The sequence below is a fragment of the Diaphorobacter sp. HDW4A genome (assembly GCF_011305995.1).
Lineage (GTDB): Bacteria > Pseudomonadota > Gammaproteobacteria > Burkholderiales > Burkholderiaceae_C > Diaphorobacter_A.
In genome coordinates this window covers 4,518,528-4,543,596 of record NZ_CP049910.1, presented here as the reverse complement: position 1 = coordinate 4,543,596, position 25,069 = coordinate 4,518,528, and the positions used below count along the sequence as shown (strand labels likewise).

Annotated in this window: 25 protein-coding genes; 14 read left to right on the top strand and 11 right to left on the bottom strand. The window is 63.1% G+C overall.

What is annotated here, in order from left to right; translation table 11 throughout:
• The first annotated feature begins 72 nt into the window (after positions 1–72).
• From G7047_RS20860 to rbsD, 5 genes are read left to right on the top strand one after another with little or no spacing between them, the layout of a single operon-like run.
• Positions 73–1,596 (top strand): sugar ABC transporter ATP-binding protein, encoded by a 1,524-nt coding sequence (locus G7047_RS20860; protein WP_166312187.1) that lies wholly within the window; start codon positions 73–75, stop codon positions 1,594–1,596.
• 49 nt (positions 1,597–1,645) lie between these two features.
• Positions 1,646–2,632, top strand: a complete 987-nt coding sequence (locus tag G7047_RS20855) for an ABC transporter permease (RefSeq protein WP_166309699.1) — start codon at positions 1,646–1,648, stop codon at positions 2,630–2,632.
• Positions 2,633–2,638: 6 nt separating this feature from the next.
• A complete protein-coding gene (locus G7047_RS20850) occupies positions 2,639–3,712 on the top strand; it encodes a LacI family DNA-binding transcriptional regulator (RefSeq protein WP_166309698.1) in 1,074 nt (357 codons plus the stop codon).
• Positions 3,712–4,677: a ribokinase gene (gene rbsK / locus G7047_RS20845; protein ID WP_166309696.1), complete on the top strand. Its 966-nt coding sequence runs from the start codon at positions 3,712–3,714 to the stop codon at positions 4,675–4,677. Before G7047_RS20850 ends, rbsK begins: the two co-directional genes overlap by 1 nt.
• Positions 4,674–5,072 (top strand): D-ribose pyranase, encoded by a 399-nt coding sequence (gene rbsD, locus G7047_RS20840; protein ID WP_166309694.1) that lies wholly within the window; start codon positions 4,674–4,676, stop codon positions 5,070–5,072. Before rbsK ends, rbsD begins: the two co-directional genes overlap by 4 nt.
• A gap of 4 nt (positions 5,073–5,076) precedes the next feature.
• Here the strand turns inward: rbsD and G7047_RS20835 are convergent, their stop codons facing one another.
• From G7047_RS20835 to thiL, 4 genes are read right to left on the bottom strand one after another with little or no spacing between them, the layout of a single operon-like run.
• Positions 5,077–5,622: a CinA family protein gene (locus G7047_RS20835; protein ID WP_166309692.1), complete on the bottom strand. Its 546-nt coding sequence runs from the start codon at positions 5,620–5,622 to the stop codon at positions 5,077–5,079.
• Entirely contained in the window at positions 5,622–6,170 is a 549-nt protein-coding gene (locus tag G7047_RS20830) for a phosphatidylglycerophosphatase A (RefSeq protein WP_371813813.1), read from the bottom strand. Before G7047_RS20830 ends, G7047_RS20835 begins: the two co-directional genes overlap by 1 nt.
• A gap of 51 nt (positions 6,171–6,221) precedes the next feature.
• On the bottom strand, positions 6,222–7,871 hold the full coding sequence (locus G7047_RS20825) for a DUF4139 domain-containing protein (RefSeq protein ID WP_166309690.1): 1,650 nt from the start codon (positions 7,869–7,871) through the stop codon (positions 6,222–6,224).
• A 46-nt stretch (positions 7,872–7,917) separates the two neighbouring features.
• Positions 7,918–8,883 carry a thiamine-phosphate kinase gene (thiL, locus tag G7047_RS20820; protein ID WP_166309688.1) on the bottom strand — a complete coding sequence of 322 codons (966 nt, stop codon included), beginning with the start codon at positions 8,881–8,883 and terminating at the stop codon, positions 7,918–7,920.
• A gap of 93 nt (positions 8,884–8,976) precedes the next feature.
• Between thiL and G7047_RS20815 the strand changes: the two genes are divergently transcribed.
• Positions 8,977–9,381 carry a hypothetical protein gene (locus G7047_RS20815; protein ID WP_166309686.1) on the top strand — a complete coding sequence of 135 codons (405 nt, stop codon included), beginning with the start codon at positions 8,977–8,979 and terminating at the stop codon, positions 9,379–9,381.
• 6 nt (positions 9,382–9,387) lie between these two features.
• Here the strand turns inward: G7047_RS20815 and G7047_RS20810 are convergent, their stop codons facing one another.
• The 4 genes from G7047_RS20810 to apaG all read right to left on the bottom strand — a co-directional run bounded on the left by G7047_RS20810 (position 9,388) and on the right by apaG (position 14,398).
• Positions 9,388–10,506 carry a YbdK family carboxylate-amine ligase gene (locus G7047_RS20810; protein WP_166309684.1) on the bottom strand — a complete coding sequence of 373 codons (1,119 nt, stop codon included), beginning with the start codon at positions 10,504–10,506 and terminating at the stop codon, positions 9,388–9,390.
• Complete coding sequence (locus G7047_RS20805; protein ID WP_166309682.1) at positions 10,496–11,755, bottom strand: cation:proton antiporter; 1,260 nt, start codon at positions 11,753–11,755, stop codon at positions 10,496–10,498. Before G7047_RS20805 ends, G7047_RS20810 begins: the two co-directional genes overlap by 11 nt.
• Positions 11,756–11,996: 241 nt before the next feature.
• Positions 11,997–13,994 (bottom strand): site-specific recombinase, encoded by a 1,998-nt coding sequence (locus G7047_RS20800; protein ID WP_166309680.1) that lies wholly within the window; start codon positions 13,992–13,994, stop codon positions 11,997–11,999.
• Positions 13,991–14,398, bottom strand: coding sequence for a Co2+/Mg2+ efflux protein ApaG (gene apaG / locus G7047_RS20795; RefSeq protein WP_166309678.1), 408 nt, complete (start codon positions 14,396–14,398; stop codon positions 13,991–13,993). The genes G7047_RS20800 and apaG overlap by 4 nt, the downstream gene beginning before the upstream one ends.
• A gap of 130 nt (positions 14,399–14,528) precedes the next feature.
• Between apaG and rpe the strand changes: the two genes are divergently transcribed.
• Complete coding sequence (gene rpe / locus G7047_RS20790) at positions 14,529–15,218, top strand: ribulose-phosphate 3-epimerase (protein ID WP_166309676.1); 690 nt, start codon at positions 14,529–14,531, stop codon at positions 15,216–15,218.
• 130 nt (positions 15,219–15,348) lie between these two features.
• On the opposite strand, the gene G7047_RS20785 is transcribed toward rpe, so the two are convergent.
• The gene (locus G7047_RS20785; protein WP_166309674.1) at positions 15,349–15,714 is read right to left on the bottom strand and encodes a hypothetical protein; all 366 of its coding nucleotides are present in this window, start codon (positions 15,712–15,714) and stop codon (positions 15,349–15,351) included.
• Between the two features lie 223 nt (positions 15,715–15,937).
• Between G7047_RS20785 and G7047_RS20780 the strand changes: the two genes are divergently transcribed.
• Positions 15,938–16,645 carry a phosphoglycolate phosphatase gene (locus G7047_RS20780; RefSeq protein ID WP_166309672.1) on the top strand — a complete coding sequence of 236 codons (708 nt, stop codon included), beginning with the start codon at positions 15,938–15,940 and terminating at the stop codon, positions 16,643–16,645.
• Positions 16,646–16,729: 84 nt separating this feature from the next.
• On the opposite strand, the gene G7047_RS20775 is transcribed toward G7047_RS20780, so the two are convergent.
• Together G7047_RS20775 and G7047_RS20770 are read right to left on the bottom strand one after the other, a co-directional pair.
• Positions 16,730–18,487 carry a methyl-accepting chemotaxis protein gene (locus G7047_RS20775; RefSeq protein WP_166309670.1) on the bottom strand — a complete coding sequence of 586 codons (1,758 nt, stop codon included), beginning with the start codon at positions 18,485–18,487 and terminating at the stop codon, positions 16,730–16,732.
• Positions 18,488–18,768: 281 nt separating this feature from the next.
• A complete protein-coding gene (locus G7047_RS20770) occupies positions 18,769–19,377 on the bottom strand; it encodes a chalcone isomerase family protein (protein ID WP_205904658.1) in 609 nt (202 codons plus the stop codon).
• A 385-nt stretch (positions 19,378–19,762) separates the two neighbouring features.
• Here G7047_RS20770 and trpE point away from each other — a divergent pair, with 385 nt between their 5' ends.
• The 6 genes from trpE to G7047_RS20740 all read left to right on the top strand — a co-directional run bounded on the left by trpE (position 19,763) and on the right by G7047_RS20740 (position 25,069).
• Positions 19,763–21,262, top strand: a complete 1,500-nt coding sequence (gene trpE, locus G7047_RS20765) for an anthranilate synthase component I (RefSeq protein WP_166309667.1) — start codon at positions 19,763–19,765, stop codon at positions 21,260–21,262.
• 41 nt (positions 21,263–21,303) lie between these two features.
• The gene (locus G7047_RS20760) at positions 21,304–21,618 is read left to right on the top strand and encodes a chorismate mutase (RefSeq protein WP_240939208.1); all 315 of its coding nucleotides are present in this window, start codon (positions 21,304–21,306) and stop codon (positions 21,616–21,618) included.
• A gap of 8 nt (positions 21,619–21,626) precedes the next feature.
• The gene (locus G7047_RS20755) at positions 21,627–22,208 is read left to right on the top strand and encodes an aminodeoxychorismate/anthranilate synthase component II (RefSeq protein WP_166312184.1); all 582 of its coding nucleotides are present in this window, start codon (positions 21,627–21,629) and stop codon (positions 22,206–22,208) included.
• Between the two features lie 21 nt (positions 22,209–22,229).
• Positions 22,230–23,261 carry an anthranilate phosphoribosyltransferase gene (gene trpD / locus G7047_RS20750; RefSeq protein WP_166309663.1) on the top strand — a complete coding sequence of 344 codons (1,032 nt, stop codon included), beginning with the start codon at positions 22,230–22,232 and terminating at the stop codon, positions 23,259–23,261.
• Positions 23,262–23,283: 22 nt separating this feature from the next.
• Positions 23,284–24,084: an indole-3-glycerol phosphate synthase TrpC gene (gene trpC / locus G7047_RS20745; protein ID WP_166309661.1), complete on the top strand. Its 801-nt coding sequence runs from the start codon at positions 23,284–23,286 to the stop codon at positions 24,082–24,084.
• Positions 24,085–24,295: 211 nt separating this feature from the next.
• Entirely contained in the window at positions 24,296–25,069 is a 774-nt protein-coding gene (locus G7047_RS20740; protein ID WP_205904657.1) for a hypothetical protein, read from the top strand.

The following is a 25,069-nucleotide window of genomic DNA, read 5'->3' as shown; positions in this document are numbered from 1 at the left end:
GTCAACGGCATGGAAATGAAGGTGTCAACTTCCGGGAACGCGGCATCGCAGTGCGCAGCAGTGCGCGTGGTGATGCGCGATGTGGGCAAGTCCTATGCGGGCACTGTGGTGCTGCAGGGGGTGACGCTGGAGTTGCATGCCGGTGAGGTGATGGCCCTGACCGGCGAGAACGGCGCGGGCAAGAGCACGCTGTCGAAGATTCTGTGCGGACTGGTGCAGGATTTCGACGGCACGCTGGAGCTGGACGGTGCGTCGTTCGTGCCGCGCTCGCGCCGCGATGCGGAGGCGCATGGTGTGCGCATGGTCATGCAGGAGCTGGGGCTGATTCCCACGCTCACCGTGGCCGAGAACCTGTTGCTCGATCGTCTGCCGAACCGTTTCGGCTGGCTCGACAACGAGCGAATCAGAACGCTGGCGCGCGAGCAGCTGGCCAAGATCGGCCTTGCCGATATCGACCCCGACACTCCCGTCTCGCAGCTCGGTATCGGCCAGCAGCAGATGGTGGAGATCGCACGCAATCTGCAGGACGGCACGCGCGTGCTGGTGCTCGATGAGCCCACGGCGATGCTGACTCCCGCCGAGATCGAACATCTGTTCGAGCAGATCGCGCTGATGAAGTCGCGCGGCGTGGCCATCGTCTATGTGTCGCACCGGCTGGAAGAGCTGCAGCGCATCGCCGACCGCGTGGCGGTGCTGCGCGATGGGCGGCTGGTGGATGTGCGCGCCATGCAAGGCGTACAGGAACATGAATTGGTCGAACGCATGGTCGGCCATGTGGTGCAGGACAACGAAGGCCGCGCCAGGCGCAGCCGCGGCGCGCTGCGTCTGTCGGCGCGTGGCTTGCGGCGTGGAGCGGTGGTGCGTGATGTGAGCCTCGATCTGCACGCTGGTGAGATCATGGGGCTGGCCGGTCTGGTCGGCTCGGGTCGAACCGAACTGGTGCGTCTGCTGTTCGGTGCCGACCGTGCGGAAGCAGGCGATATCACTGTTTTCGACGAGCGGGGGAAGCCTCGCTCCAGCGTCTCGCCCAATTGGAAGAGTCCGGTGCATGCCATCGAGGCGGGCGTCGGGCTGGTCACGGAGGACCGCAAGTCGCAAGGTCTGCTGCTGTCGCAATCGATCCGCGTGAACACCACGCTGGCGGGTGTGAACAAGGTGGCGAGCGCGGGCTGGCTGCAGCTTGGCCGTGAAGGCGACATGGCGCGCCACTGGATTTCGCGGCTGCGCATCCGCTCGCGCAATGCGGAGCAGGCGGTCTCTACGCTCAGCGGCGGCAATCAGCAGAAGGTCGTTTTCGCGCGCTGGCTGCACCAGCCCTGCGATGTACTGCTGCTCGACGAGCCGACGCGCGGCGTCGATGTGGGCGCGCGCGCCGACCTGTACAACGAGATGGATGCCATGGTGGCCGACAACAAGGCCGTGCTGATGGTGTCGAGCGATCTGCGCGAACTGATGGCCATGTGCGACCGCATCGGCGTGATGCACAACGGGTGCCTGGTGGCCGTATTCGAGCGCGGTGAATGGACCGAGAAGCAGCTGCTCGCCGCCGCATTTGGCAACACGAAAACGCACCAGCAGAGCGCTGCGCTGGCCTGATCCGCCGGTGCGCAAAGCATTCGAAGAACAAAGAGAAAGACTCCCTCCCATGAACAGTCCTGCCAAGGAAACTCCAACCTCTTCACCGGTCAGTCAGGCACTGCGCGGCTCCTGGGGCACGTATCTGGGCCTGCTCGTGGTGCTGCTGGGCATGATCGCGCTGTTCAGCACGATGTCCGAATACTTCTGGAGCAAGGAAACCTTCGTCACCATCGCCAATGAAATTCCGGCGCTTGCCGTGATGGCGGTGGGTATGACCTTCGTGCTCATCATCGCAGGCATCGACCTGTCGGTGGGCTCGGTGCTCGCGCTGTCGGCGGCCGTGGCCGCGCAGGGGATTCTGATCTGGGGAATGAATGTGTGGCTGGCCGGAGCGCTCGGGCTGCTCACCGGACTGCTGTGCGGCGCGGTGACGGGCTCGGTCTCCGTGATCTGGCGCTTGCCCACGTTCATCGTGTCGCTGGGCATGCTGGAGGCGCTGCGCGGTGCGGCCTATGTGGTGACGGATTCGCGCACGCAGTATGTGGGCGATGCGATTTCTGGCCTTGCGGCGCCGATCATGGACGGCGTTTCCTCGGCGTTCATGATCGCGGTGATCATCGTGATCGTCGGGCATGTCGTGCTCACGCGCACGGTGTTCGGCCGCTATGTGATCGGTATCGGCACCAATGAGGAGGCCATGCGTCTTGCGGGCATCGACCCACGGCCGATCCGCATCGCGGTGTTCGCGGTGATGGGCTTGCTGGCGGCGCTGGCGGGGCTGATGCAGTCCGCGCGCCTTGAGGCCGCCGATCCGAACACGGGCGTTGGCATGGAGCTGCAGGTCATCGCTGCGGTGGTGATCGGCGGCACCAGCCTGATGGGCGGTCGCGGCTCGGTGATCGCCACCTTCTTCGGCGTGCTGATCATCGCGGTGCTCGAAGCGGGTCTCGCGCAGGTGGGCGCGAGCGAGCCGCAAAAGCGCATCATCACCGGCGTGGTGATCGTGGTGGCGGTGATCATCGACACCCTGCGCCAGAAGCGCGCGCAAGCCTGAAGCGCGATGACCAGCATAAAGGACGTAGCGCAGCTGGCCGGGGTCTCGGTGACCACGGTGTCGCATGTGCTCAACAAGACCCGCGCGGTGCACGTGGACACCGAGGCGCGTGTGCTGGAGGCCGTGCGCACGCTCGGCTATGTGCCGAGCGCGGTGGCGCGCAGCCTCAAGATGAAGGCCACGCACACCATCGGCATGTTGGTGCCCAACAATTCCAATCCCTATTTTGCGGAGCTGGTGCGCGCGGTGGAAGATGCCTGCTTCGCTGCGGGCTACGCGCTGCTGCTGTGCAACACGGATGACAACGCCGACCGCCAGCGCGTCTATCTCGATGTGCTGGCGCAAAAGCGCGTGGACGGTGTGATCGTCGCGTCGACGACGGACGACGAGCGCATGTCCCGGCACCTGGCTGATTCGACCATGCCGATGGTGCTGATCGACCGCGACATCGACGGCCTGGCCCGCCCCTGCGTGCAGACCGACCATGTGGCGGGCGGCGCGATGGCGACCGGGCATCTGCTCGCGCTGGGGCACCGGCGCATCGCCTGCATCGCAGGTCCCGAGCAGTTGCATTCGAGCGAGTCGCGGGTGCAGGGCTGGCGCGAGGCGATGCAGCGCGTGGGGCTGGAAGCGGATCTGCTCGTGTACGCCGATTTCACCGTCAATGGTGGCTATCTCGCGATGCTCGAATTGCTGCGCCGCGATACGACTACAGCAGCGGCAGCGCGCCTGACGGCGGTGTTCGCCTGCAACGACCTGATGGCCATGGGCGCGTTGCGCGCAGTGCATGAACAAGGCCTTCGCGTGCCGCAGGATGTGGCGCTGGTCGGCTATGACGATATCGAACTCGCGAGCTACACGCAGCCCGCGCTCGCCACGGTCGCACAGCCCGTGAGGCTGATGGCCAAGGAGGCCCTGGCATGCCTGCTTGCGCTAATGTCCGGTGCAAAGGGTGCCCCCCGGCCCGCACCGGTGCAGGGGATGCTTCAATTGTTGGCTCCGTCGTTGGTGACGCGTGCCAGCAGCGGCAGGGCGCTTGAGCGCACGGAGCCCTTTGTGGTTTCGGGACAGATGATGTGATGACAGTTCAAAGCCAACAAGAAAATTCCAACGCCAGCCCACGCATCGTGGTGCTTGGCAGCCTGAACATGGACATGGTGCTGCGCGTGCCGCACATGCCCGTGGCGGGCGAAACGCTGCTCGGCCACGACCTGCGCCATGTGCCCGGCGGCAAGGGCGGCAATCAGGCGGTAAGCTGCGCGCGGCAGGGCGCACAGGTGTGCCTGCTGTCGTGTGTCGGCGAGGATGTGTATGCCGAGCAGTTGCTTGCGTCGCTGCGCGGTGACGACATCGACGTCTCGCATGTGATGCGTGCGAGCGATGCGGCGACCGGCGTGGCGGTGATTTCGGTGGACGACGCGGGGCAGAACCAGATCGTGGTGCTGGCCGGGGCGAATCAACAATTGAGCGTGCCCGAACCGCTGCTTGAACAACTGCTCAAGGATGCTGATTTTGCGGTGCTGCAGTTCGAGACGCCGCTCGTCGAAGTGCAGAAGACGCTGCAAATCGCGCGCAAAAGCGGCTGCCGGGTGGCGCTCAATCCTTCGCCGATGCAGGCGTTCCCGAAGGAATGGTGGAGCGACATCGGCGTGCTGGTGGTGAATGAAACCGAGGCCAGCGCGCTCAGCGCAATCGCCGTGGACAACGCGGAGCAGGCCGCCACGGCCGCGCGCCAGCTGTTTGCCAATGGCATTGCACAGGTGGTCGTGACGCTGGGTGCCAACGGCGCGGTGGTCTGCGATGTGGACGGTGCACGCTGGCACGAAGCGGTGACGGTGCAGGCGGTGGACAGCACAGCGGCGGGCGACACCTTTCTGGGCGCGCTCACCGTGCAGCTTGCGCAAGGCGCCACGCTGGACGAAGCCACGCAGTGGGCGATGCGCGCGGCCAGCATCTGCGTGACGCGTGCGGGCGCGCAGCCCTCGATTCCACGCGCAGAGGAAGTCTTGCAACTGACGAGCGCAACGCGCTGGAGCCAACTATGAAACGCACCCCGCTTTTGCATGCCGAACTCTCGCAGGTGATCGCCGGCATGGGGCATGGCGACGTGCTGGTGATCGGCGATGCGGGACTACCGGTTCCGCCGGGCGTGCGGCGCATCGATCTCGCCGTCTGTCAGGGTGTACCGACGGTGTCCAAAGTGCTGGAAACGGTGTTGTCGGAGTTGCAGGTCGAGCGCACCATCATCGCCGCGGAGGCTCTGGGCGCGGGTGGCTCAATGCCGCCTTGGTTCGCCGAAAACGCCAGTCACCTGCCGATGGCGCAGACAGTGTTGCATGAGGATTTCAAACAGCTGAGCCAGCGCGCGGTGGCGATCGTGCGCACCGGCGAATTCACGCCTTACGCCAACATCGCCCTCGTCTCGGGCGTGGTGTTCTGATCGTTCAGCCCAACAGCTCGTTCAAGCGCCGGATCGCATGCGTCATGGTCGCCATGCGCACGGTGGCGCGGTCGCCCGTGAAATGCTGGACCTCGCTGTGCAGTGCGCCTTCGACCTGCCAGGCGAACCAGACGGTGCCGACGGGCTTGGCCTCGGTGCCGCCGCCGGGGCCTGCAACGCCGGTGACGGCAATGCTGATCTGGGCCTGGGAGCGCAGCACCGCGCCGGTGGCCATGGCGCGCACCACGGGTTCGCTGACGGCACCATGCAGCAGCACCAGCATGCCGGGCACGCCGAGCAGGTCGGTTTTGGCGGCGTTGCTGTAGCTCACGAAACCGCGCTCGAACCATTCACTCGATCCGGCCAGATCAGTGCAAGCGGCGGCGATCATGCCGCCGGTACAGCTTTCTGCCGTGGCGAGCATGAGGGTGCGGGTCTTGAGCTTGGCGGCGAGCTGGCGCAGTTCGGGCTCGAGTTGCTCGCTCGGCAGGCCGAACAGCTCTTTGAGCGACGATTGCGAAAATCCCTCCGGATTGTCTTGTTCTAACATCAGATCCATCTCCAGACGGCGATCACGAGCAATGTGCAGAAGGCGGCCACGAGATCATCGAACATGATGCCGAAGCCGCCGCGCCAGCCAAATCCCTTGAAGCACTGGTCGGCCCATTTGACCGGGTTGGGTTTGGCGGCGTCGAAAAAGCGGAACAGGCCGAAGGCGATGAGTTGGCCCCAGAAGCCCATGGGCATGGCCAACCAGAGCACGATCCAGATCGCGACGACCTCGTCCCAGACGATGCTGCCGGGGTCGGCCACACCCATGTTGCGGGCGGTGACGGTGCAGGCGATCCAGCCGAGCACGATGGAGACGGCGATCACGATGCCCATCTGCGCTTGCGTGAGCCACAGCTGCAGCACGAGGAACGCGAGCCATCCCCAGGCTGTACCCACGGTGCCTGGAGCGAAGCGCGAGAGCCCGCTGCCAAAGCCGAGCGCGATCAGGTGCAACGGGTTGGCGAACATGAAACGCCGCAGCGACCGGCGCGGCGGTTTGGCTGGTGGCTCCGGCATGGGAGCGGGTGAATGGGGCAGATCTTGCATGTTGTGTGATGTCGGGGCGGCGGGGCGGCACTTTGGCCCGGGATGCAGGGATCACTGTGATTCCTGCAGGCGCGCCTCCTTCGGGTAACGCAGTGTATGCGTTGCTACGAATCGCTGTGAAGAGGCGGGGGCAAGCGTCTCGCTCCAGAGGATCAATCCGGGGCGGCGGCTCCATTCCTTGTCAGCGGGCGCGGGTTCGTATTGTGACTTCACCTCGATCTGCTCGTTGCGCGAGACGGGGGCAGCTTCCAGCACCTGCAGGGCCACAGGGCGCTGGTGGCGGTTTTCGACGCGGTAGGCGTGCTGTACCTTGCGCTCGACGTTCGCGCCGGTGAAGCCCGCCGAGCCCTGGTTCTGCTGCTGTGGCTCGGCGGTGACGACGATGCGCTCGTCGCGGCCGAACGACAGGCCGACGCGCGAAAGCTCGTCATCGTTGTTGTTGAGCGAGCCCTGGCCGACGTAGGCCCCGTCGCGGTACAGCGCGACATTGGCCGTGGGCCAGACGCCCGGCAGCGTGGGCAACTGTGCCACCAGATACGCCGCGGGCTCCACGGCGGGCGAGGTGCGCGAGACGAGCTGGCCGCGCACCTCGTGCGTGCCCAGCGACAGCGTGACCCGCTGGCCGCCCGAAGGAATCGTGATGCGTTGCGGCACGGCGAACTCAGTGGCGTAGGCGCCTTGGGTGACCTGCACATCGAAGCGCGGCATTTCGGGCGCATCTGCGATGGCCTTGCTCACCGCCATGGGGGCAGGGGCTCCAGCTGTGGCGACGGCATATTCTGCGCGTGAGCGCTCCGTTACCGGTTGGGCCACATCCAGCGTCCATTGGTTGGGCAGCCGTCCTGCCGTGGCGCGTGTCGGCTGGCCGGTGGAGAGCGTGAGCTGCGCATTGCGCCAGTCCTCGCCGGTGTTCTGAGCGACGAGTGCCATGCGTTCGAGCTTGACCACATTGGTCGTGCTGTCCAGCGTCGCGCGGTAGTTGGGTGACCAGCTCGGGCCGCTCACCTGGTAGGTCAGGCGCAGGTCGCTTTCTCGTTCCGCAGCCAGCGTGATGGTGACGGTGGACACGCCGGTGATCGGTCCAGACGAGCGGTTGCGTTCGTTGGTCAGGTGCTTGAGCGCGAGTTCCGCGATCTCCTGTCTGCGCTTGGCCTGATGCAGCTTGAGCAGCACGTCCTGCGATGAGCGGCGCAGCGCATCCGTGGTGCTGTTGATGCTGGCCGAGCCCGGTGTGCCGGGGCCGCTGTGCGGCTCGTCGGGGGACTTGGTGGCGACCGTGTTCAGATAGCTCACCGCCAGTTGCAGCGATTCGGTCTCGGCCTTGGCCACCGCCACCTTGTCCTCGGCCTCGCGCACCTGATCATCGAGTGGCGTGGTGCATTGACTGTCCAGATTCCTGTCCTGCATCTTGATGCTGGTTTCACCGATGCGCACGCTGGCGTCGGCCTGCACTTGCAGGCTCTGAACGTCAAGCATGGGGTTGGGCGGCAGGCAACGGATAGTGACGCTGCGCGCACCGGCCGGAATGCGCACCATGCGCTCCACCGTGGCGCTGCCGGGGTAGACCTTGACCTGCGAGATGCTGGAGCTGCTGTCAGCCGCCAGTACGGCGATGGGCGCGGCCAGCAGGCAGGCGTAGATGGCGGAAACAAGAGGGGTGGCCCGGGCAAGGCGGGCACGCGGAATCGACGATATGGGCATGGAACCTCGTGATCAGTTGCGCGGCAAGCCCCATGCTACCAGCGCGCTATGCAAAATGATCGAACGAGGACCATTTCTGCTGCGAGAGCGGATTCCCTTGTGCATCCAGCACACGGATGCCGGGCGCGGCGGTGACGCGGCCGATGCGGGTGACCGGCGTGTCCGCAGCCTTGGCCGCCGCAAGCACCTGATCGCGCTGTTCCGCTGGCGCTGTGAAGGCCAGCTCGTAGTCGTCCCCGCCCGCGAGCGCGCTCTGGTACCACTGCGCATCCGGCAGGGACAGCGCCGTCTTGCGTGCCGCCATGGTCTGCAAAGTCGCATCGGCGTCGATGTCAGCACCGACTTGCGATTGCTCGAGGATGTGCGTGAGATCGCCGAGCAGGCCGTCACTGATGTCGAGCGCGCTGTTTGCAATGCCGCGCAGCGCCATGCCGAGTGCAACGCGTGGCGTGGGGCATTCGAGGCGCAGGCGCGCGGCCTTGAGCGCATCCGGCGGCAGGACGATCTTGCCGAGCAGCGCATCAAGCGCCAACCGCGCATCGCCGAGCGTGCCGCTCACCCAGATGTCGTCGCCGGGATTGGCGCCGCTGCGCAGCAGGGCCTGGCCCGGCGGCACTTCGCCGAACACGGTGATGCAGATGTTGAGTGGGCCGTGCGTGGTGTCGCCGCCCACGAGTTCGATGTCGTGTGCGTCAGCCAGCGTGAGCAGACCCTCGGCAAAGCCCTTGAGCCAGGCCTCATTGGCCTCGGGCAGCGAGAGCGCGAGCGTGAAGGCCAGCGGCTTCGCGCCACAGGCCGCGAGATCGCTGAGGTTGACGGCCAGCGACTTGTGGCCCAGATGTACCGGGTCCACATCGTCGAAGAAATGCCGTCCGGCGACCAGCATGTCGCTCGATACCGCGAGTTGCATGCCGGGTGCAACGCGCAGCAACGCGCAATCATCGCCCACACCGAGTGCGGCGCGACGGACGGGGCGCGTGAAATAGCGCGCGATCAGATCAAATTCACCCATGTGCCAAGCATAGGGCATACCCAATATTGGGTATTGCCAGTTGGGGCGCTGAGTGGCACATTTTTTAAAACCATTCAACACTCCAGAGGACCTATGAAAAAGCGCACACGTATCGTGCTGAACGCAGGTTTCAGCGCCGCACTGGCGTGGGCTGGGCTCGCCAGCCCGCTCGCGGTGGCTCAGGACTCAGCCAACCCATTCATTGGCAAATGGAAGGTGAATTGGGAGGGCAAAAACAAAGTGATGGAATCCCATCTCGAAATCAAGAGCGATGGCGGCAACTGGAATGCCTATAGCGCGGGGCGCTACGATACCTGTGGCGGTCATGACATTCCGGTCGAGATCAAAAGCACCGACGCGGAAAAGATGACGCTGACCGTGCGCTACAACGACACGATTGCGGGCTGCAAGGACTGGAACATCAAACTGCAGCGGGATGCGGACGGCAAGGTGACGGGCAAGCGTGGCGAGACCGAGCTCACGCTGACCCGCAAATAGCCGCTCTCAAGCGCCTCGAAATTTCAGCGACGCCTGTCGGCTCACTTCGGCCAGCATCTGCTCCTCGCGCTGGCGGTCGCGCAGCCAGCGTGCGTCGTTCTGCCCGGCCTCAACATCGGCGCGCAGCAGTTGCAGCGCGCCTGTCGCGCCCTGCGCTTCGGCGTAAGGCGCGATTTTGTCCATGGTCTGCAGGATGTGGTCGCGCAGCTGCATGTGCGTGCCGGTGGGTGGGTCAACATAGACAGCGTCGAGCCCGAAGCGGCAGGCCTGAAAACGGTTGTAGGTGTAGACGAGGTAGTCGTCTTCCTCGGGTGTGAAGGGCTGCTCGTGGAGGAACCACGCACCCAGCGACTGCACATAGCCCGCGAGCGCGGCGGCGCGCTCGATGGTGAGCGGCGTATCGAACACGCGAATCTCGATGGTGCCGTATTCGGGCTTGGGGCGGATGTCCCAGTAGAAGTCCTTCATGCTCTTGACGACGCCGGTGTGCGTCATCTTGTCGAAGTAGGTCTCGAACTCGCTCCAGTGCAGCACGCAGGGCGCGCGGCCCGAAAGCGGAAACGCGAACACCGAATTGAGGCGCGCGGAATCGAACTGCGTGTCCTGCCCCTGCACATAGGGGCTGGAGGCCGACAGTGCGATGCAGTGCGGGATGTAGCGCGACATGCGGTGCAGCATCAACAGCGCGGCATCGGCATCGGGGCAGCCGATGTGCACATGCTGGCCGAAGATGGTGAACTGCTTGGTCAGATAACCATAGAGCGCCGAGAGTTCATGAAAGCGCGGCTTGTCGTAGATGCGGCGCTCGTGCCATTGCTGGAACGGGTGGGTGCCGCCGCCGACCACGGCGATGTTGAGTTTGTCGGCGCTCTTGACCAGCGCGTCGCGGATCGGCGTGAGCTGGCTCAGCACCTCGCTGCACGAGTGGCAGACGTCGGTCGAGATCTCGATCATCGAGTTCGTCATCTCGGGCACCACGCTGCCGGGCAGCGGCGTCTTGTGCATCAGGCGCAGCATGTCCTCGGCGTAGGGCGCGAGGTCGTAGTCGTGCGTGTTCACGAGCTGCAGCTCAAGCTCCACGCCCAGCGTCAGCGGTTCGGAATGGTGGAAAGCTTCAAGACTCACGTTGATCGTCTCCAGACTTGGCCGCAGGCAGCTCGGCCCAGGGCTTGTGGGTTTCTCCGGCGCGGTAGAGCGCGACCGTGGCGATCACCGCGCCGAACACTTCCATGAGCAGGATGGTGGGCAGCGCGATGCTGGAGATGACCTCTCCGGTGGCGGTCGAGGCCGCCATAAATTGCGACGCGATCAGCAGCGCGATGGAGGACATCGGCATCATCGCCGCGCCCACCCAAACAGACTGCCGCCAACTCGAACCACTGCCGATGTTGCCGATACCCACTCCGAGCGCCTTGGCGACCAGGCGCACGACGATCAGGGTGAACACCGTACCGGCGATCGCAAGGTTCCAGTCCGCCTGCGCGGCTACGGTGGACACGAGCACGAACATCAGCATGGTGAGCACCGAAGACGCCGTGCCGAACTGCCGGGGCAGTGCCCATGGGCGAACATGCAGCTGCTTGATGAGCATGCCGCCGATCAGTGCCGCCAGCGGCGCGGAGCCGCCCAGGTGCGCGGCAATGGCGGTACTGGCAGCGATCAGCGCGAGCGCGAGAATCGAGGTGTTCTCGCTCGCCGGGCTCATATAGCGCAGCGCGACGCGGATCAGGCCCGAGAGCAGGGCGCCCACGACGATGGAGACGCCGAACATCACCAGCACCGGAGGCACGGCCTCGAAGAAGCTGCTGCCGGGGCGGCTGAGCATCTCGGCATGCGCGCCGCCGAAGGTGAGCGCGTAGAGCGTGGACAGCGTCGCGAGCACCATGGCGCGATCCGTCACCGGACCGGCTGCGCGCGTGTCAGCCACCACGCGTGAGACCACGGCAGGCGATGCGGCCATGGCGACCAGCGCGATGGGGCCAGCGGCCTCTTTGGGCACGTTCAGCCACAGCATGGTCCAGTAGACCGCGAAGTAGGTGAGCGCCGATTCGGCGATGCTCTGCACCAGCACCATCGGGTTGTGGCGGAACCAGCGCCATGGAATGCGTCCGCCCGCATCGAACAGCACGATGGAGATCGCGAGTTCCATGATGAACAGACCGATGCCTTGCAGCGGCCATTGCGCGCCGCTGAAACCCAGCAGCCCGGCCACCATTCCGACGATGGAGTAACCCACCACTTTGGGCAGGCCGGTGTGGCGGTACACGAGATAACCGCAGGTGGAAGCCACCGCCAGCAACAGTGCCCATTGCACCGTCGGCAGTCCTGCAGAGGGGCGTAGCCACTGCCCCCAGAAACCCATCAGCTCATTCATGTTTGCTGTCCTCTGGTCGTTCGCCGAGGTGCAGCACGAGTAGATTTTCGCGCTGCCCGCTCGCCGCGCGCGATGGCGCGGGTGGCGGAATCGGCGAACCGATGAGTCAGTGCCGAAGCACGGTGAGCGAACCCCTTGTCAGGATTTAACAGACAAGGGTGACCGCCGTGTGTCGCCATGAATCAGAGAAATTGCGATGCCCGGTGGGCAGGCGATTCATGGCGTATTGGCGCACACCATATCAGACGTTGGTGCGCGACGGCGCAAAAAAGCTCAACGGAGAATGGAATATGCGCTTGCGAAGCGCGCGCGCAATGCGCGAACGCTCCACGCCCGTCACGTTCTGCGCACGCAATGCGAGACGGAACGCGAGGTAGAAGCTCACCAGCACGTTGAGCGCACCGATGAACGGCAGCGTCGCCATCGACCACCAGAATGCGGACATGTGCAGTACTTCGGGACCGAGTGCGGAGGCCGCAGCCGCCATCTGTCCGGTGGACAGCGTGACGTGGCGCACATCGAGACCGAGCCCGAAGAATGCGGCGATCACCGGCACCAGACCGAGCATGAAACCGAGCGAAATGTTCGCGGCAAGCCCCGAGAGGTTGTTGCGCAGAAAGCGTGCGATGCGTGCCGCGCGTGCTGCTCCGATGGTGCGGGTGATGCGCGGGTTGTAGTGGATCGCGGCATCAAGGCGATGCAGCACGAACCAGTTCTCGACCCAGCCCGCGAAGATGCTGGAGCTGAACAGCAGCACGCCAGTGAACGCAGCAAACAGCAGCGATCCACCCCATGGTTTGAGCGAGTCGATCACATGCAAGGCTTCTTTTTCACTGATCGCCGAATGGCCAAACAATTTGGCCAGCAGCAGCGTGATGCCGAGTACGGCCGGAAACACGATCAGTACGTTTCCAAGAATCGCTGCGACCTGCGAACGTACGAGGTGCGTCACCTCGTCTGCGAAGGCGTGCTCGCTGCCCTCGCTCTCGATGTTCTTGAGCTGCGCTGCCATGGCTGGTGCCGTCATCGCGGGTTGCTTGGTTGCGACGGTGAAGTGCAGCAATTGGACCAGCACAAAGCTCGCTGCGTAGTTCACTCCCGCCCAGAAACCGCCCCAGAATGCGGAAAATGCAAACGTGTAGAGCCAGAATTTGATGAGCGTGGTGAAGGCCATCACGAGACCACCGCCTGCAGCCTTTCTCACCATCGAAAAATACTCGGATGGCGTGCGCGTGATGTAGTGTGAACCGGTCTCCGCGTTGCGCTCCGTTACTTTGGCTGCAAGCAGCGAGGAATTCGCCATGAACAGCGCGCGCAGGCTGCGGCGCTCGCGGCTCACGCTGACCAGCCGCGCCATCAGCCGTGTGGCAGCGACGGCGGGCTTGGGTGAGAGTAGGCACTCAAGCAGTTCGCGCACGCGCAGTATCCGCGCGCGCAATTGGCGGATGCGAAATACGAGGCCCACGGATATTCCGTTGTCCTCGAAGTGCGTGTAGACCGAATTGGCGGCATTGCGGCATGCGTCGAGCCGCTCGCGCAGACGGGCGACCGTGGCGTCCAGCCGGTTGGTCGTGCGCAGCGGATGCAACACTTCCACACGAAGGCTTTCCGCGTCACTGATGAGCTCGTGAAATGGCTGTGCATCTCGCATCTCTTCCGTCATGCGCAGGCGCAGCTCGGGCGCGAAACCGGTTGCCAGAATGTTGCCCGCGCAATAGGTGATGGCATCGGCCAACGCGTGTTTCCAGCGGGTCGCGCCGTCAGTCTGCTCCTGCTCTGGCGTGAGCACATGGCTCAGGCGATTGATCAGGTCTTCATCGAGCGCGCCCAGCCAGCGTGCGTCGAATTCGCTGTACAGCGCCGCCATGAACAGCTCGGACGCATCGATGGTGTCAGGGTTGCTTGGAAGCACTTTGTGGCGAAGGCGCTCCGCCAGTTCACTCAGCATCGAGGTGCGCTGCGCAAAGCCGAAGTCGGCCAACAGCATGGTGATGTCCACCGATTCGACAATGGCCTGCCACCACAGCTGCAGTCGCTCGCGCAACACAGGCGACTGCTCCGCCATCGACACGAGCTCGTTCACGCGCTCGGCCGCTTCTTCCACCGACTCTCCGTCACCACGCACCCAGTCGAGCAGCGCAATCAGTTGCAGGTTGCGCTGTGCGAGGGAGGCCTTGGGATCGATCGGTGCGAGCAGTTGCGTGAGTGTCTTGGTGTTGTTCTCTGCGCGTTTCTTCAATGGAGCACTCGGTGGGTCGTGGAGCTGTCGTGATTGCCGCCGCCAAGCGCTTCGAGCACGAACAGGTTGATCGGGCTGGTGAACTGCTCGCCGTCTTCGGCCACGCAGAAATAGCTGCCGTGCATGGTGCCGGACGCCGTGCGCAGATGGCATCCGCTGGTGTACTGGAACGACTCGCCCGGGCGCAACAAGGGTTGTTGGCCGACAACGCCAAGGCCCTTGACCTCTTCGGTGTGACCGCGTGCGTCGCTGATGATCCAGTGGCGGGAGATCAGCTGTGCGGGCACGTCGCCCGTGTTGGTCACGGTGATCGTATAGGCGAAGCCGAACACTTCACGTTCAGGATCGGATTGGTCGGGCAGGTATTCGGGGAACACCTCGACCGCGAATTGGTATTTGGGCATTCCGCAATGGTAACGGGATGCTGGAAAAAGCCTTGGAAAACCCCAGTCAGCGTGATGGGCGCGGCTTGCCCATCCCTCGTGTAACGGTCGTGCCTCAGCAAAGGTAACGGGTTGCTGCGAAAATCGAGGGATGACCTCCCAATTCCGCATCGCCCCCTCCATTCTTTCCGCCGACTTCGCCCGTCTGGGTGAAGAGGTGCGCGACGTGATCGCCGCTGGTTCCGACTGGATCCATTTCGACGTGATGGACAACCATTACGTGCCCAACCTCACGTTCGGCCCGATGATTTGCCAGGCCCTTAAGCCGCACGCCAAAACCGCCGCTGGCGTCGCGGTGCCGGTGGATGTGCACCTGATGGTCGAGCCCGTGGACGCACTCGCCGCGGCCTTTGCCGACGCCGGTGCCGACTACATCAGCTTTCACCCCGACGCGTCAGCCCATGTGCACCGCAGCGTGCAGGCCATCAAGTCCAAGGGCGTGAAGGCTGGTCTGGTGTTCAACCCCGCCGCGTCACTCGATGTGCTGGACTGGATGATCGACGAGATCGACCTCATCCTGATCATGAGCGTCAACCCCGGCTTCGGTGGCCAGAGCTTCATCGGCTCGGCCTTGCGCAAGATCGAAGAGGCGCGCAAGCGCATCGACGCATCGGGCAAGGATATTCGCCTCGAGGTGGATGGCGGCGTGAAGGTGGACAACATCCGCCGCGTGGCCGATGCGGGCGCAGACACCTTCGTGGCGGGCAGCGCGATCTTCGGCAAGAGCGACTACGCCGCTGAAATCGCCAAGATGCGTAAAGAGCTCGGGACACCCCTCTGAGTCGCCTCGCGCCTCGCTTGGGTTGTGCCAGTTTTGAGCGCTGTAGGAGGTGCATGGCGCCTTGGGTAGTTGACTCCACCAAAGCAAAGAGGTGCCCATGGGCACCTCTTTGTCATTGCATCAATCCGGTTTAGTTACGGACTGGGGTGGTGGCTTCGAGCAGTTCGCCGCCGCCGTTCACGGAGCCCGACGTGCGCGCATTGCGCACACGCGCTTCGCAGTCGCTGCGGCCTTCGTCGGTCTTGAACACGGCGCAACGGGACAGCGCATTGCGCTCCAGTGCCTGCGAGTCTGGGGCAGTCAGCTGACCGCCACGGCCTGCCTGGCGGGCGGCGGCCGCCTCACGCTGGCAGATCTGCGGGTTCTGCGACGAGCAGCCTGCCTCGCCTTGTGCGGCTTGGGGCTTGGCGGCCTGTGCGCCAACGGTCGCGAGGCACATCAGCAGAGCCACTGGAATGGCGCGCAGCGCGGCCGAAGAAGAGAGCGAAAAACGCATGGTGAAACCTCCTGGAAAAATGTCGGCATCGACGAGCCGGAAGAAAAAACCCGGGCGCCCGCGTGAGCCGGTTGGATCCAGCATAAGAGCTGAAACCACGCATTTTTGTACGGCTCCCGGCGCTTGAGGTGTCGGACAGCACGGACAATTGGAGGTTTCCTGACATCTGTCAGATTCAGATTGTCACCAATATTCGCTGCTGAACATTTGAAAGGTTTGAGTTATGGATGTCGCTTCCGCTCCCCAACTGTTGCGCTCTTGCGTGGCCGTGATGATTGACCTCGATGGGACCATGGTCGATACGCTGGGAGACTTCGCCAAGGCCATCGATGGCATGCTGGCTGACCTGAGGCTGCCGCCGCTCGACGCCAGCCACATCGAGCACATGGTCGGCAAGGGCTCTGAGCACCTGCTGCACTCGGTGCTCACCCATGTGCTGAGCGAGGCGGGCGAGCCGAATGTGGAGGCTACTGCCCTGCGTCTCATGCCCGAGGCCTGGGACCGCTATCAGTGGCATTACGAACGTATCAACGGACAGTTCTCCACGCTCTACCCCGGGGTGGCCGAAGGCATCGCGGTGCTGGCGAAGGCGGGCTATCCCATGGCCTGCCTCACCAACAAGCCCACGGCCTTTGCACACGATCTGCTCAAGGCCAAAGGGCTGCATTCCTATTTCAGCCATGTTTTCGGCGGTGACGCGTTCGAGCGCAAGAAACCCGATCCGATGCCGTTGGTGAAGACTTGCGAGGCGCTGGGAACGCAGCCCGCCAAGACGCTGATGGTGGGCGACTCCAGCAACGACGCGCAGGCGGCGCGCGGCGCAGGGTGCCCCGTGGTGCTGGTGACCTACGGCTACAACCACGGCGAACCGATCCGCGCGGTGAACGCGGATGCATTCGTGGATTCGTTGGTGGAATTGAGCGCGACCTGATTGGATTCATGCGATTGAAACAACAACGGCGGCCCAAGGCCGCCGTTTTGCGTTTCTAAGCGCGTCAAAGGCGCTACAAACCGATCAGAAGCTCTCCCACTGATCGTGATGGTCGGCGGCATTGCGCTCCTTGATGCGCTGAACCGATGTGGCCACGCTGGACGGCGCACCGGTGTAGTTGCGCTGGCCGAGCGTGTGTGGGGCGCTATGCGTGACCGACGCGGTGCGCACGGTCTGAGCGCGTTGCTCAGAGCCCAGCGCTGCGGATTTGCGTTGCGGCAGAGCGTGAGCGTGTTCATGTTCCTGCGAGACGCGGAACACGGCCACGGCTTGCACGAGTTGCGCGGCCTGGGTCTTGAGGCTGTCTGCCGCAGCGGCGCTTTCCTCGACCAGCGCGGCATTCTGCTGCGTGGCGTGGTCCATCTGGGTGATCGCCTCTCCGACCTGGCTCACGCCGGCGCTCTGCTCGCTGCTGGCGGCGCTGATTTCGCCCATGATGTCGGTGACGCGGCGGATGGCGTTGACCACTTCGGTCATGGTCTCACCTGCCTTGTCGACCAGATGCGTGCCCTGTTCGACGCGCTGCACACTGGCATTGATGAGCGACTTGATTTCCTTGGCCGCTTCGGCGCTGCGCTGTGCGAGGATGCGTACTTCGCCAGCAACCACCGCGAATCCGCGACCCTGCTCCCCGGCACGTGCCGCTTCGACGGCAGCGTTGAGCGCGAGGATGTTGGTCTGGAAGGCGATGCCGTCGATCACGCCGATGATGTCGGCGATCTTGCGGCTGGAGTCGTTGATGCCCTTCATCGTGTCGACCACTTCGGCCACCACGTTGCCGCCCTGTATGGCCACCGAGCTGGCGTTCATCGCCAGGTGATTGGCCTGGCGCGCGTTGTCGGCATTCTGGCGCACGGTGGAGCCGAGCTCTTCCATGGATGCTGCGGTTTCTTCGAGCGCGCTTGCCTGCTGCTCCGTGCGTGAAGACAGGTTGTTGTTGCCTTGCGAGATTTCGGCGCTGGCAATTGCCACGCTCTCGGCATTGGCGCGGACGCCTGAGACGAGCTGCGAGAGGTTGTTCTGCATGTGCTGCAGCGCTTGCAGCAGGCGGGCTGCTTCGTCCTTGCCGTCGGCAATGATGGGTTGGGTGAGGTCGCCTTCCGCGATCTGGCCTGCGCGCTGTGCGGCCAACTGCAGCGGCCCGGTGATCGAACGTGTCAGCAGATACGACAGCACGACGCCCAGCAGCAGCGCCACGATGGAGCCTGCGATCAGAATCACACGGCCCTGTGCTGCCTTCTGGTCGGCTTCGTGACGGGTCTGCTCGTAGAGCATGGACTGGCGCTCCTCCATCCGGGCGATGGCGCTGATGTAGGCGTCGGCTGCGGGCTTGAGGTTGCTTTCGAGTTGGTGCGTCACGTCCTCGCCCGCGTTGCGGCGTTCGAGCAGCACTTCTCGCGGCTTCCGATAGGCTTCGCGGGCGGCTTCGATTTCCTTGAGCAGGCCTACGCCTTCTCCGGCCGAGATCAGTTCGGTGATGGCCTTGCGCGCGGCGTCGGCCTCTTCCATGGTCTTGCGGATTTCTTCGCGCCAGCTCTTGAGGTTGCCGATGTCGGTGTCGAGCAGCGCGGTCTGCGTGCGCAGCCAGTTCTGCTCGACCGCGTTGTGCCACTTCACTGCGGCGCGCAGACGGTCGTTGTCTGTCGTGGTGAGTTGACGGGTGGTGTCAGCGAGTTCCTGTAGACGCCACACGCCGATACCGGCGATGACGAGGGTGATGAACAGAATCAGGCTGAAGGCAAAGCCCAGGCGCACACCGACCTTGGCGTTGGCGAGTCTCATCAAGTAATCCTTCCGGGCATGCAATGAGAGTCGAACACTCTCAAATTGGTAATAGTTTCTAACAGTAAACGCAAATTGAAAAACCCGCCATGCCGAGGAGTTGATGTTTTTTGACTACAGGACCCTATTTAAGTGGTGATTTTGAAGGTCGGATTGACACTCATTTCAAGTGCTTTGGCTGGTTTTTGCTATGGATTTTGGGGCATTCTCCATGACGCCAAAGATCACAGGTGATTTTTTGTCAATTTGTGTCAGCAATCCGCTTTCTTGGGCGCATCGGTTCAGGCTTTCTTGCCCAGAAGCCCATCCTTGAGCTTCCAGTCAGCCGGTTGCGGCCCGAGCCAGATACCGAGCAGCGCGTTGAAGAACTCGGGCTCCTTGAACGGCTCGCCCTGCTGCTGGCCGCGCACGGTGATGATGGTGCCCGTGCCTGGCACCCAGTCGACCATGAAGACATCGCCAGCCTGCAGCTTCTTGTGCTCCGAGAATATCTGGCTCATGCGCAGTACGCCCGGCACCAGCTTGGAGAAGGCGGCCTTGTCCATGTTGTCCTCCATGCCGCGCGAGAACAGCTTGCCGAGCTCGGAGGAGTCGATCTCGCGCAGCATGCTCACCACCAGGCGCTTGGGGCCGGACAGCGAGAACACTTCGGCGGGTGTGTGCGCCGGTTTTTCAAGGTACAGGCCGGCGGCGTAGACTTTGAATACGGCCTTGTAGCGCACACCCGCGCCATTGAGCTGCAACGTGCTTTGTTGCACCTGCTGGGTGGCCGCGAACGTGACGCCGCCGACCTCCATCGCGGAAGCTGCGTGCGCGACGGTTGCAGTCATCGGGGCCAGCGTGCATGCAAGCGGCGCGAGAACCAGCGCACGACGGGTGGATGAAATCATCGTTTGTCTCCCTATTAATAGAACGACCGTGCTTTTTGCCATTCCAGTTTGAGACAAATTGCACAGAGCAGCCACAGGGTTTTCGCGCGGTTTTTCATGCATTCGGTTGGGGTTGTGGCGCGCGTAGCGCTGGAATGTCATCGAGTCTTGCTACACTGACGGTCTATGTTCATTCATCGCATCGCAATTGCAGGTTCAGGAGACCGGGGAGCTTGGCCCTGGCGTAAGCCTGCGTCATCGATGTCGTGAAGCACCTGGGGCACACCCAGCGTGCACCCGTCGCTTCCCGCACGAGGAAGCGGAAATTGAATGAATCCGCAACACACCCACTGGCCGCCAGATCGAAGGCGTGTGCCGCATGTGTTGCAGAGCTGGGAACTCACCTGTGATTACAGAACTTGAATTCAAAAGTCTGGCCTCGGAAGGCTTCAACCGCATTCCGCTGATCGCCGAAGCCTTTGCGGATCTCGAAACGCCGCTGTCTCTCTACCTCAAACTCTCCCACGCGCGTGGCGATGGCACGAACAGCTTTCTGCTCGAATCCGTGGTCGGCGGCGAGCGCTTTGGCCGCTACAGCTTCATCGGCCTGCCAGCGCGCACGCTGCTGCGCGCGAGCGGCTTCGGCGCTGCGGCGAAGACCGAGGTCGTCACCGACGGTCAGGTCGTCGAGACCGCTGCGGGCAATCCGCTCGACTTCATCGCCGCGTACCAGAAGCGCTTCAAGGTCGCGCTGAGCGCGGGTTTGCCGCGTTTCTGCGGGGGCCTTGCGGGCTATTTTGGTTACGACGCGGTGCGCTACATCGAGAAGAAACTGGAGAACTCCTGCCCACCCGACACACTCGGCTGCCCCGACATCCTGCTGCTGCAGTGCGAGGAAGTCGCCGTCATCGACAACTTGTCGGGCAAGCTCTACCTCATCGTCTACGCCGATCCGTCGCAGTCCGAGGCCTACTCCAAGGGCAAGAAGCGTCTGCGCGAATTGAAGGAACAGCTCAAGTACTCGGTGAGCGCGCCGGTCGTGCGGGCCACAGAGAACCATCCCGCCGAGCGCAGCTTCTCCAAGGCCGATTACCTGAAGGCCGTGGGCGAGGCCAAGGAGCTGATCGCGGCCGGTGATTTCATGCAGGTGCAGGTCGGCCAGCGCATCCACAAGCGCTACACCGAAAGCCCACTCTCCCTGTACCGCGCGCTGCGTTCGTTGAACCCTTCGCCGTACATGTACTACTACAACTTCGGCGACTTCCAGGTGGTGGGCGCAAGCCCCGAAATCCTGGTGCGCCACGAAGCTGTGCCCGAAGGCCACAAGATCACGATCCGTCCGCTCGCGGGCACCCGCCCGCGCGGCGCCACGCCCGAGGCTGACAAGGCCACCGAGCACGAACTGATCAACGACCCCAAGGAACGCGCCGAGCACGTGATGCTCATCGACCTCGCGCGCAACGACATTGGCCGCATCGCCAAGACCGGAACCGTCAAGGTGACCGAGGCCTTCGCGGTCGAGCGCTACAGCCATGTGATGCACATCGTGAGCAATGTCGAAGGCATCCTCAACGACGGCATGACCAGCATGGACGTGCTCAAGGCCACGTTCCCTGCAGGCACGCTGACTGGAGCGCCCAAGGTGCACGCGATGGAAGTCATCGACCAACTCGAGCCCACCAAGCGCGGCGTCTACGGCGGCGCCTGCGGCTATCTGAGCTACGCGGGCGACATGGACCTGGCGATCGCGATCCGCACCGCCATCGTCAAGGACGGCATGCTCTACGTGCAGGCTGCCGCGGGCGTGGTAGCCGATTCGGTACCCGAACTGGAATGGAAAGAGACGGAGCACAAGGCGCGCGCGCTCTTGCGTGCCTCCGAGTTGGTGGAAGAAGGACTTGAGTGATGACGGCCCGGGCAATTGACAAGGTGAAGAGCTGCGAATCCATGACGGATGTTCGTGCGGGCGTGAACGCTCTTGACGATCTCCTCGTGCCACTGCTTGTGGAGCGCAGCGGCTATATGACGCAGGCGGCCAAGGTGAAGAACGACGAGAACCTGGTGTTCGACCAGGACCGTATTGACGCCATCATCGAACGCGTGCGTCCCAAGGCCGAACGCGAGGGCGGAAACGCCGACCTCATCGAGCGCATTTACCGCGCGATGATCACCTGCTACATCGACTACGAACATGAAGAACTGGCGCGCATGCGCGCCGAGGGCCTTGAGCCCCGCAACACACAAGGGAGTGCAGCGTCATGACTGAAAAGATCAAGCTGCTGATGGTCGACAATTACGACAGCTTCACCTACAACATCGTGCAGTACTTGGCCGAACTCGGTGCCGAGGTGCATGTGGTGCGCAACGACGAGGCGACCATGGACGAGGTAAAGGCTATCGCCCTGCGCGAAGGTATCACGCGCATCGTGATTTCGCCGGGCCCTTGTTCGCCCAACGAGGCGGGCATTTCGGTGGCTGCCATCAAGCACTTTGCGGGCAAGCTGCCGGTGCTGGGCGTGTGCCTCGGCCATCAGGCAATTGGTGCGGCGTTTGGTGGCGACATCATCCGCGCGGTGCAACAGATGCATGGCAAGACCAGTGTGATCTCCACGGACCAGAAGGGCGTGTTCGCCGATCTGCCCAAGGAGTTCACGGTTAACCGTTATCACTCGCTGGTCATCGACAGGAAGACCTGCCCCGATGTGCTTGAAGTCACCGCGACCAGCGAGGACGGCGAGATTCAGGGTGTGCGCCACAAGACGCTGGCTGTGGAAGGCGTGCAGTTCCACCCCGAGAGCATTCTGACCGAGCATGGTCACGCGATGCTGCGCAATTTTCTTGAACAACGCTGAACAGGGAACGAGGGAAAACTCATGTCTATCACACCTCAGGAAGCGCTGCAGCGCACCATCGAACACCGCGAAATTTTCCACGACGAAATGCTGCATCTGATGCGCATGATCATGCGTGGTGAGATGTCGCCCGTGATGACCGCGTCCATCATCACCGGCCTGCGCGTGAAGAAGGAAACCATCGGCGAGATCTCGGCTGCGGCCGAAGTCATGCGCGAGTTCTCCAACAAGGTCAACGTCGCGAGCAAGCAGAACCTGGTCGACATCGTCGGCACAGGTGGCGACGGTGCGAACACCTTCAACATCTCCACCTGCTCGACCTTCGTGATTGCGGCGGCCGGCGGCAAAGTCAGCAAGCACGGCGGGCGCAGCGTGAGCAGCAAGTCGGGCAGCGCGGATGTGATGGAAGCGCTCGGCGTCAACATCAATCTGAAGCCCGAGCAGATCGCGCAGAGCATCGCCGATGTCGGCATCGGCTTCATGTTCGCGCCCAACCACCACCCCGCGATGAAGAACGTCGCGCCGGTGCGCAAGGAACTTGGTGTGCGCACCATCTTCAACATCCTCGGCCCGCTCACCAATCCCGCAAGCGCGCCCAACATCCTCATGGGTGTGTTCCACGAGGATCTGGTCGGCATCCAGGTGCGCGCGTTGCAGCGCCTCGGGGCGGAGCACGCGCTGGTGGTCTACGGCCGCGACGGGCTCGACGAGATCAGCCTCGGCGCAGGCACGCTGGTCGGTGAACTCAAGGACGGCGTGGTGCGCGAATACGAAGTCCATCCTGAAGACTTTGGCCTGCGCATGGTCGGCACCCGCGCGTTCCGCGTGGAGACGCCGGAAGAATCCAAGGCCATGTTGACGGGCGTGCTCAAGGGCGACGAAGGCCCCGCGCGCGACATCGTGTGCCTGAACGCGGGCGCAGCGCTCTATGCCGCCAACGTGGCATCGTCGATTGAAGACGGCATCAAGAAAGCTCGGGCAGCGCTGGACAACGGTGCGGCGCTCAAGAAGCTCGAAGAGCTGGTGAAATTCACGCAGAAGTTTGCGGCCTGAAGCGGCACGCGGAGAGAAACATATGTCAGATATTTTGAAGCAGATCTGCGACGTCAAGGTCGCAGAAGTCGCAGCAGCCAAGGAGCGCATGTCGTTCGAAGATATGCGCCGTGACGCGGAAAGCCGCGTGCTCACCCGCGATTTCGTCGGCGCGTTGAAAGCCAAGATCGCGAAGAACCAGGCGGCGGTGATTGCCGAAGTGAAGAAGGCCAGCCCGAGCAAGGGTGTGATCCGTGAGGACTTCGTTCCCGCCGACATTGCACAGAGCTACGCAGAGGGCAATGGCAAGGTGAGCGCGGCGTGTCTGTCGGTGCTCACTGATCGCCAGTTCTTCCAGGGCCAGCCCGACTTTCTGAAGCAGGCACGTGCCAGTTGCGGCCTGCCGGTGCTGCGCAAGGATTTCATGATCGATCCTTACCAGATCTACGAATCGCGCGCGATGGGTGCCGATGCCGTGCTGCTGATCGCCGCCTGCCTCGACGACGTACAGATGGTGGAGATGGAAAACATCGCCCGCAGCCTCGACATGGCCGTGCTGGTCGAAGTGCACGACGGCGAGGAACTCGACCGCGCACTCAAGCTCAAGACGCCGCTGCTCGGCATCAACAACCGCAATCTGCGCACGTTTGAGGTGAGCCTGCAGACCACGCTCGACCTGCAGAAACGCGTGCCCGCGGACAAACTGTTGGTGACCGAATCGGGCATTCTCAGCACCGAGGATGTGAAGACCATGCGCGATGCAGGCGTGAATGCGTTCCTCGTCGGTGAAGCATTCATGCGTGCGGACGAGCCCGGCCAAGCGCTGGCCAAGCTGTTCGCCTGATTCGCAAGACGCGCACGATTCAGATGCCCACAAGAACCAGAACGGCGCTCTCCGTGCCGTTCTTTTTGTATTCAATGAAGCAATTTCGATTGAAGCAGTGAGATTTTCGTCAATCGATAACAAGAGGGGTATAGAAATTTTCCATCATGCGATGCTCGACTGAGCGCGATACTCCCGCCGAATGCAAAAGCATGTAACAGGGAGACACGCAATGATGGATACGACGGGGATCGCGGATTTGGTTCAACGCAAATGCATGACGGTGTTCGTGCTCCTGCTCTTTGTTTTTCTGTCGATGCTTTTGTCGACTTCGGCGCATGCGCAGGCGACGCGCACATGGGTCTCCGGAGTGGGGGACGATGTCAATCCATGCAGTCGCACGGCCCCCTGCAAGACCTTTGCCGGCGCGATCTCCAAGACTGCCTCTGGTGGTGAAATCGATGTACTCGATCCAGGCGGTTTCGGCACAGTCACCATCGTCAAGCCCATCATTCTCGACGGCAGCACGGGCGCGATCGGCAGCATCCTTTTCTCGGGCACGAACGGTATCAACATCAATCTGCCGACAGGTGGCACGGTGGTACTCCGCAACCTTACGCTGACAGGCAGCGGCACGACCATCGGACCGATCGCGATCCGGATATTGAAGGCGGACCAGGTGTTCATCGAGAACGTGAAGATTCAGACAGCGGCCAAGGCAGGCATTCTTCTCGAAGTCGGTGCGGCGACCAAGGTGTTTGTGCAGAACACCTCGATCTACAACGTGAATTCGGGGACCACGGACAGCAGTGCCGCCGTCCACGTGAAGGACGATGCCAGCACGGTCTACCTCTCCAACTCCACCATTTCTGGCAGTTACCAGGCGTTCAGCCTTCTGAAGGATGACGACACGGTGAGCACCGGCAAGATCATTTCCTTCAACAACAATCGATTTGAAGGCAACACTATTCCCAGCACCCCGACCGATACCGTCTACGAACGCTGA

Bases quoted from the DNA above. Each gene is read 5' to 3' on its own strand.
- trpC (WP_166309661.1), top strand. From the start codon at position 23,284: ATGTCAGATATTTTGAAGCAGATCTGCGACGTCAAGGTCGCAGAAGTC.
- G7047_RS20780 (WP_166309672.1), top strand. From the start codon at position 15,938: ATGGATGTCGCTTCCGCTCCCCAACTGTTGCGCTCTTGCGTGGCCGTG.
- G7047_RS20850 (WP_166309698.1), top strand. From the start codon at position 2,639: ATGACCAGCATAAAGGACGTAGCGCAGCTGGCCGGGGTCTCGGTGACC.
- G7047_RS20860 (WP_166312187.1), top strand. From the start codon at position 73: ATGCGCGATGTGGGCAAGTCCTATGCGGGCACTGTGGTGCTGCAGGGG.
- G7047_RS20740 (WP_205904657.1), top strand. From the start codon at position 24,296: ATGATGGATACGACGGGGATCGCGGATTTGGTTCAACGCAAATGCATG.
- thiL (WP_166309688.1), bottom strand. From the start codon at position 8,883: ATGGGTGAATTTGATCTGATCGCGCGCTATTTCACGCGCCCCGTCCGT.
- G7047_RS20855 (WP_166309699.1), top strand. From the start codon at position 1,646: ATGAACAGTCCTGCCAAGGAAACTCCAACCTCTTCACCGGTCAGTCAG.
- G7047_RS20815 (WP_166309686.1), top strand. From the start codon at position 8,977: ATGAAAAAGCGCACACGTATCGTGCTGAACGCAGGTTTCAGCGCCGCA.
- G7047_RS20805 (WP_166309682.1), bottom strand. From the start codon at position 11,755: ATGAATGAGCTGATGGGTTTCTGGGGGCAGTGGCTACGCCCCTCTGCA.
- rbsK (WP_166309696.1), top strand. From the start codon at position 3,712: ATGACAGTTCAAAGCCAACAAGAAAATTCCAACGCCAGCCCACGCATC.
- G7047_RS20835 (WP_166309692.1), bottom strand. From the start codon at position 5,622: ATGTTAGAACAAGACAATCCGGAGGGATTTTCGCAATCGTCGCTCAAA.
- apaG (WP_166309678.1), bottom strand. From the start codon at position 14,398: ATGCCCAAATACCAATTCGCGGTCGAGGTGTTCCCCGAATACCTGCCC.
- rpe (WP_166309676.1), top strand. From the start codon at position 14,529: ATGACCTCCCAATTCCGCATCGCCCCCTCCATTCTTTCCGCCGACTTC.
- G7047_RS20760 (WP_240939208.1), top strand. From the start codon at position 21,304: ATGACGGATGTTCGTGCGGGCGTGAACGCTCTTGACGATCTCCTCGTG.
- rbsD (WP_166309694.1), top strand. From the start codon at position 4,674: ATGAAACGCACCCCGCTTTTGCATGCCGAACTCTCGCAGGTGATCGCC.
- G7047_RS20775 (WP_166309670.1), bottom strand. From the start codon at position 18,487: ATGAGACTCGCCAACGCCAAGGTCGGTGTGCGCCTGGGCTTTGCCTTC.
- G7047_RS20770 (WP_205904658.1), bottom strand. From the start codon at position 19,377: ATGATTTCATCCACCCGTCGTGCGCTGGTTCTCGCGCCGCTTGCATGC.
- trpD (WP_166309663.1), top strand. From the start codon at position 22,230: ATGTCTATCACACCTCAGGAAGCGCTGCAGCGCACCATCGAACACCGC.
- G7047_RS20785 (WP_166309674.1), bottom strand. From the start codon at position 15,714: ATGCGTTTTTCGCTCTCTTCTTCGGCCGCGCTGCGCGCCATTCCAGTG.
- G7047_RS20825 (WP_166309690.1), bottom strand. From the start codon at position 7,871: ATGCCCATATCGTCGATTCCGCGTGCCCGCCTTGCCCGGGCCACCCCT.
- G7047_RS20830 (WP_371813813.1), bottom strand. From the start codon at position 6,170: ATGCAAGATCTGCCCCATTCACCCGCTCCCATGCCGGAGCCACCAGCC.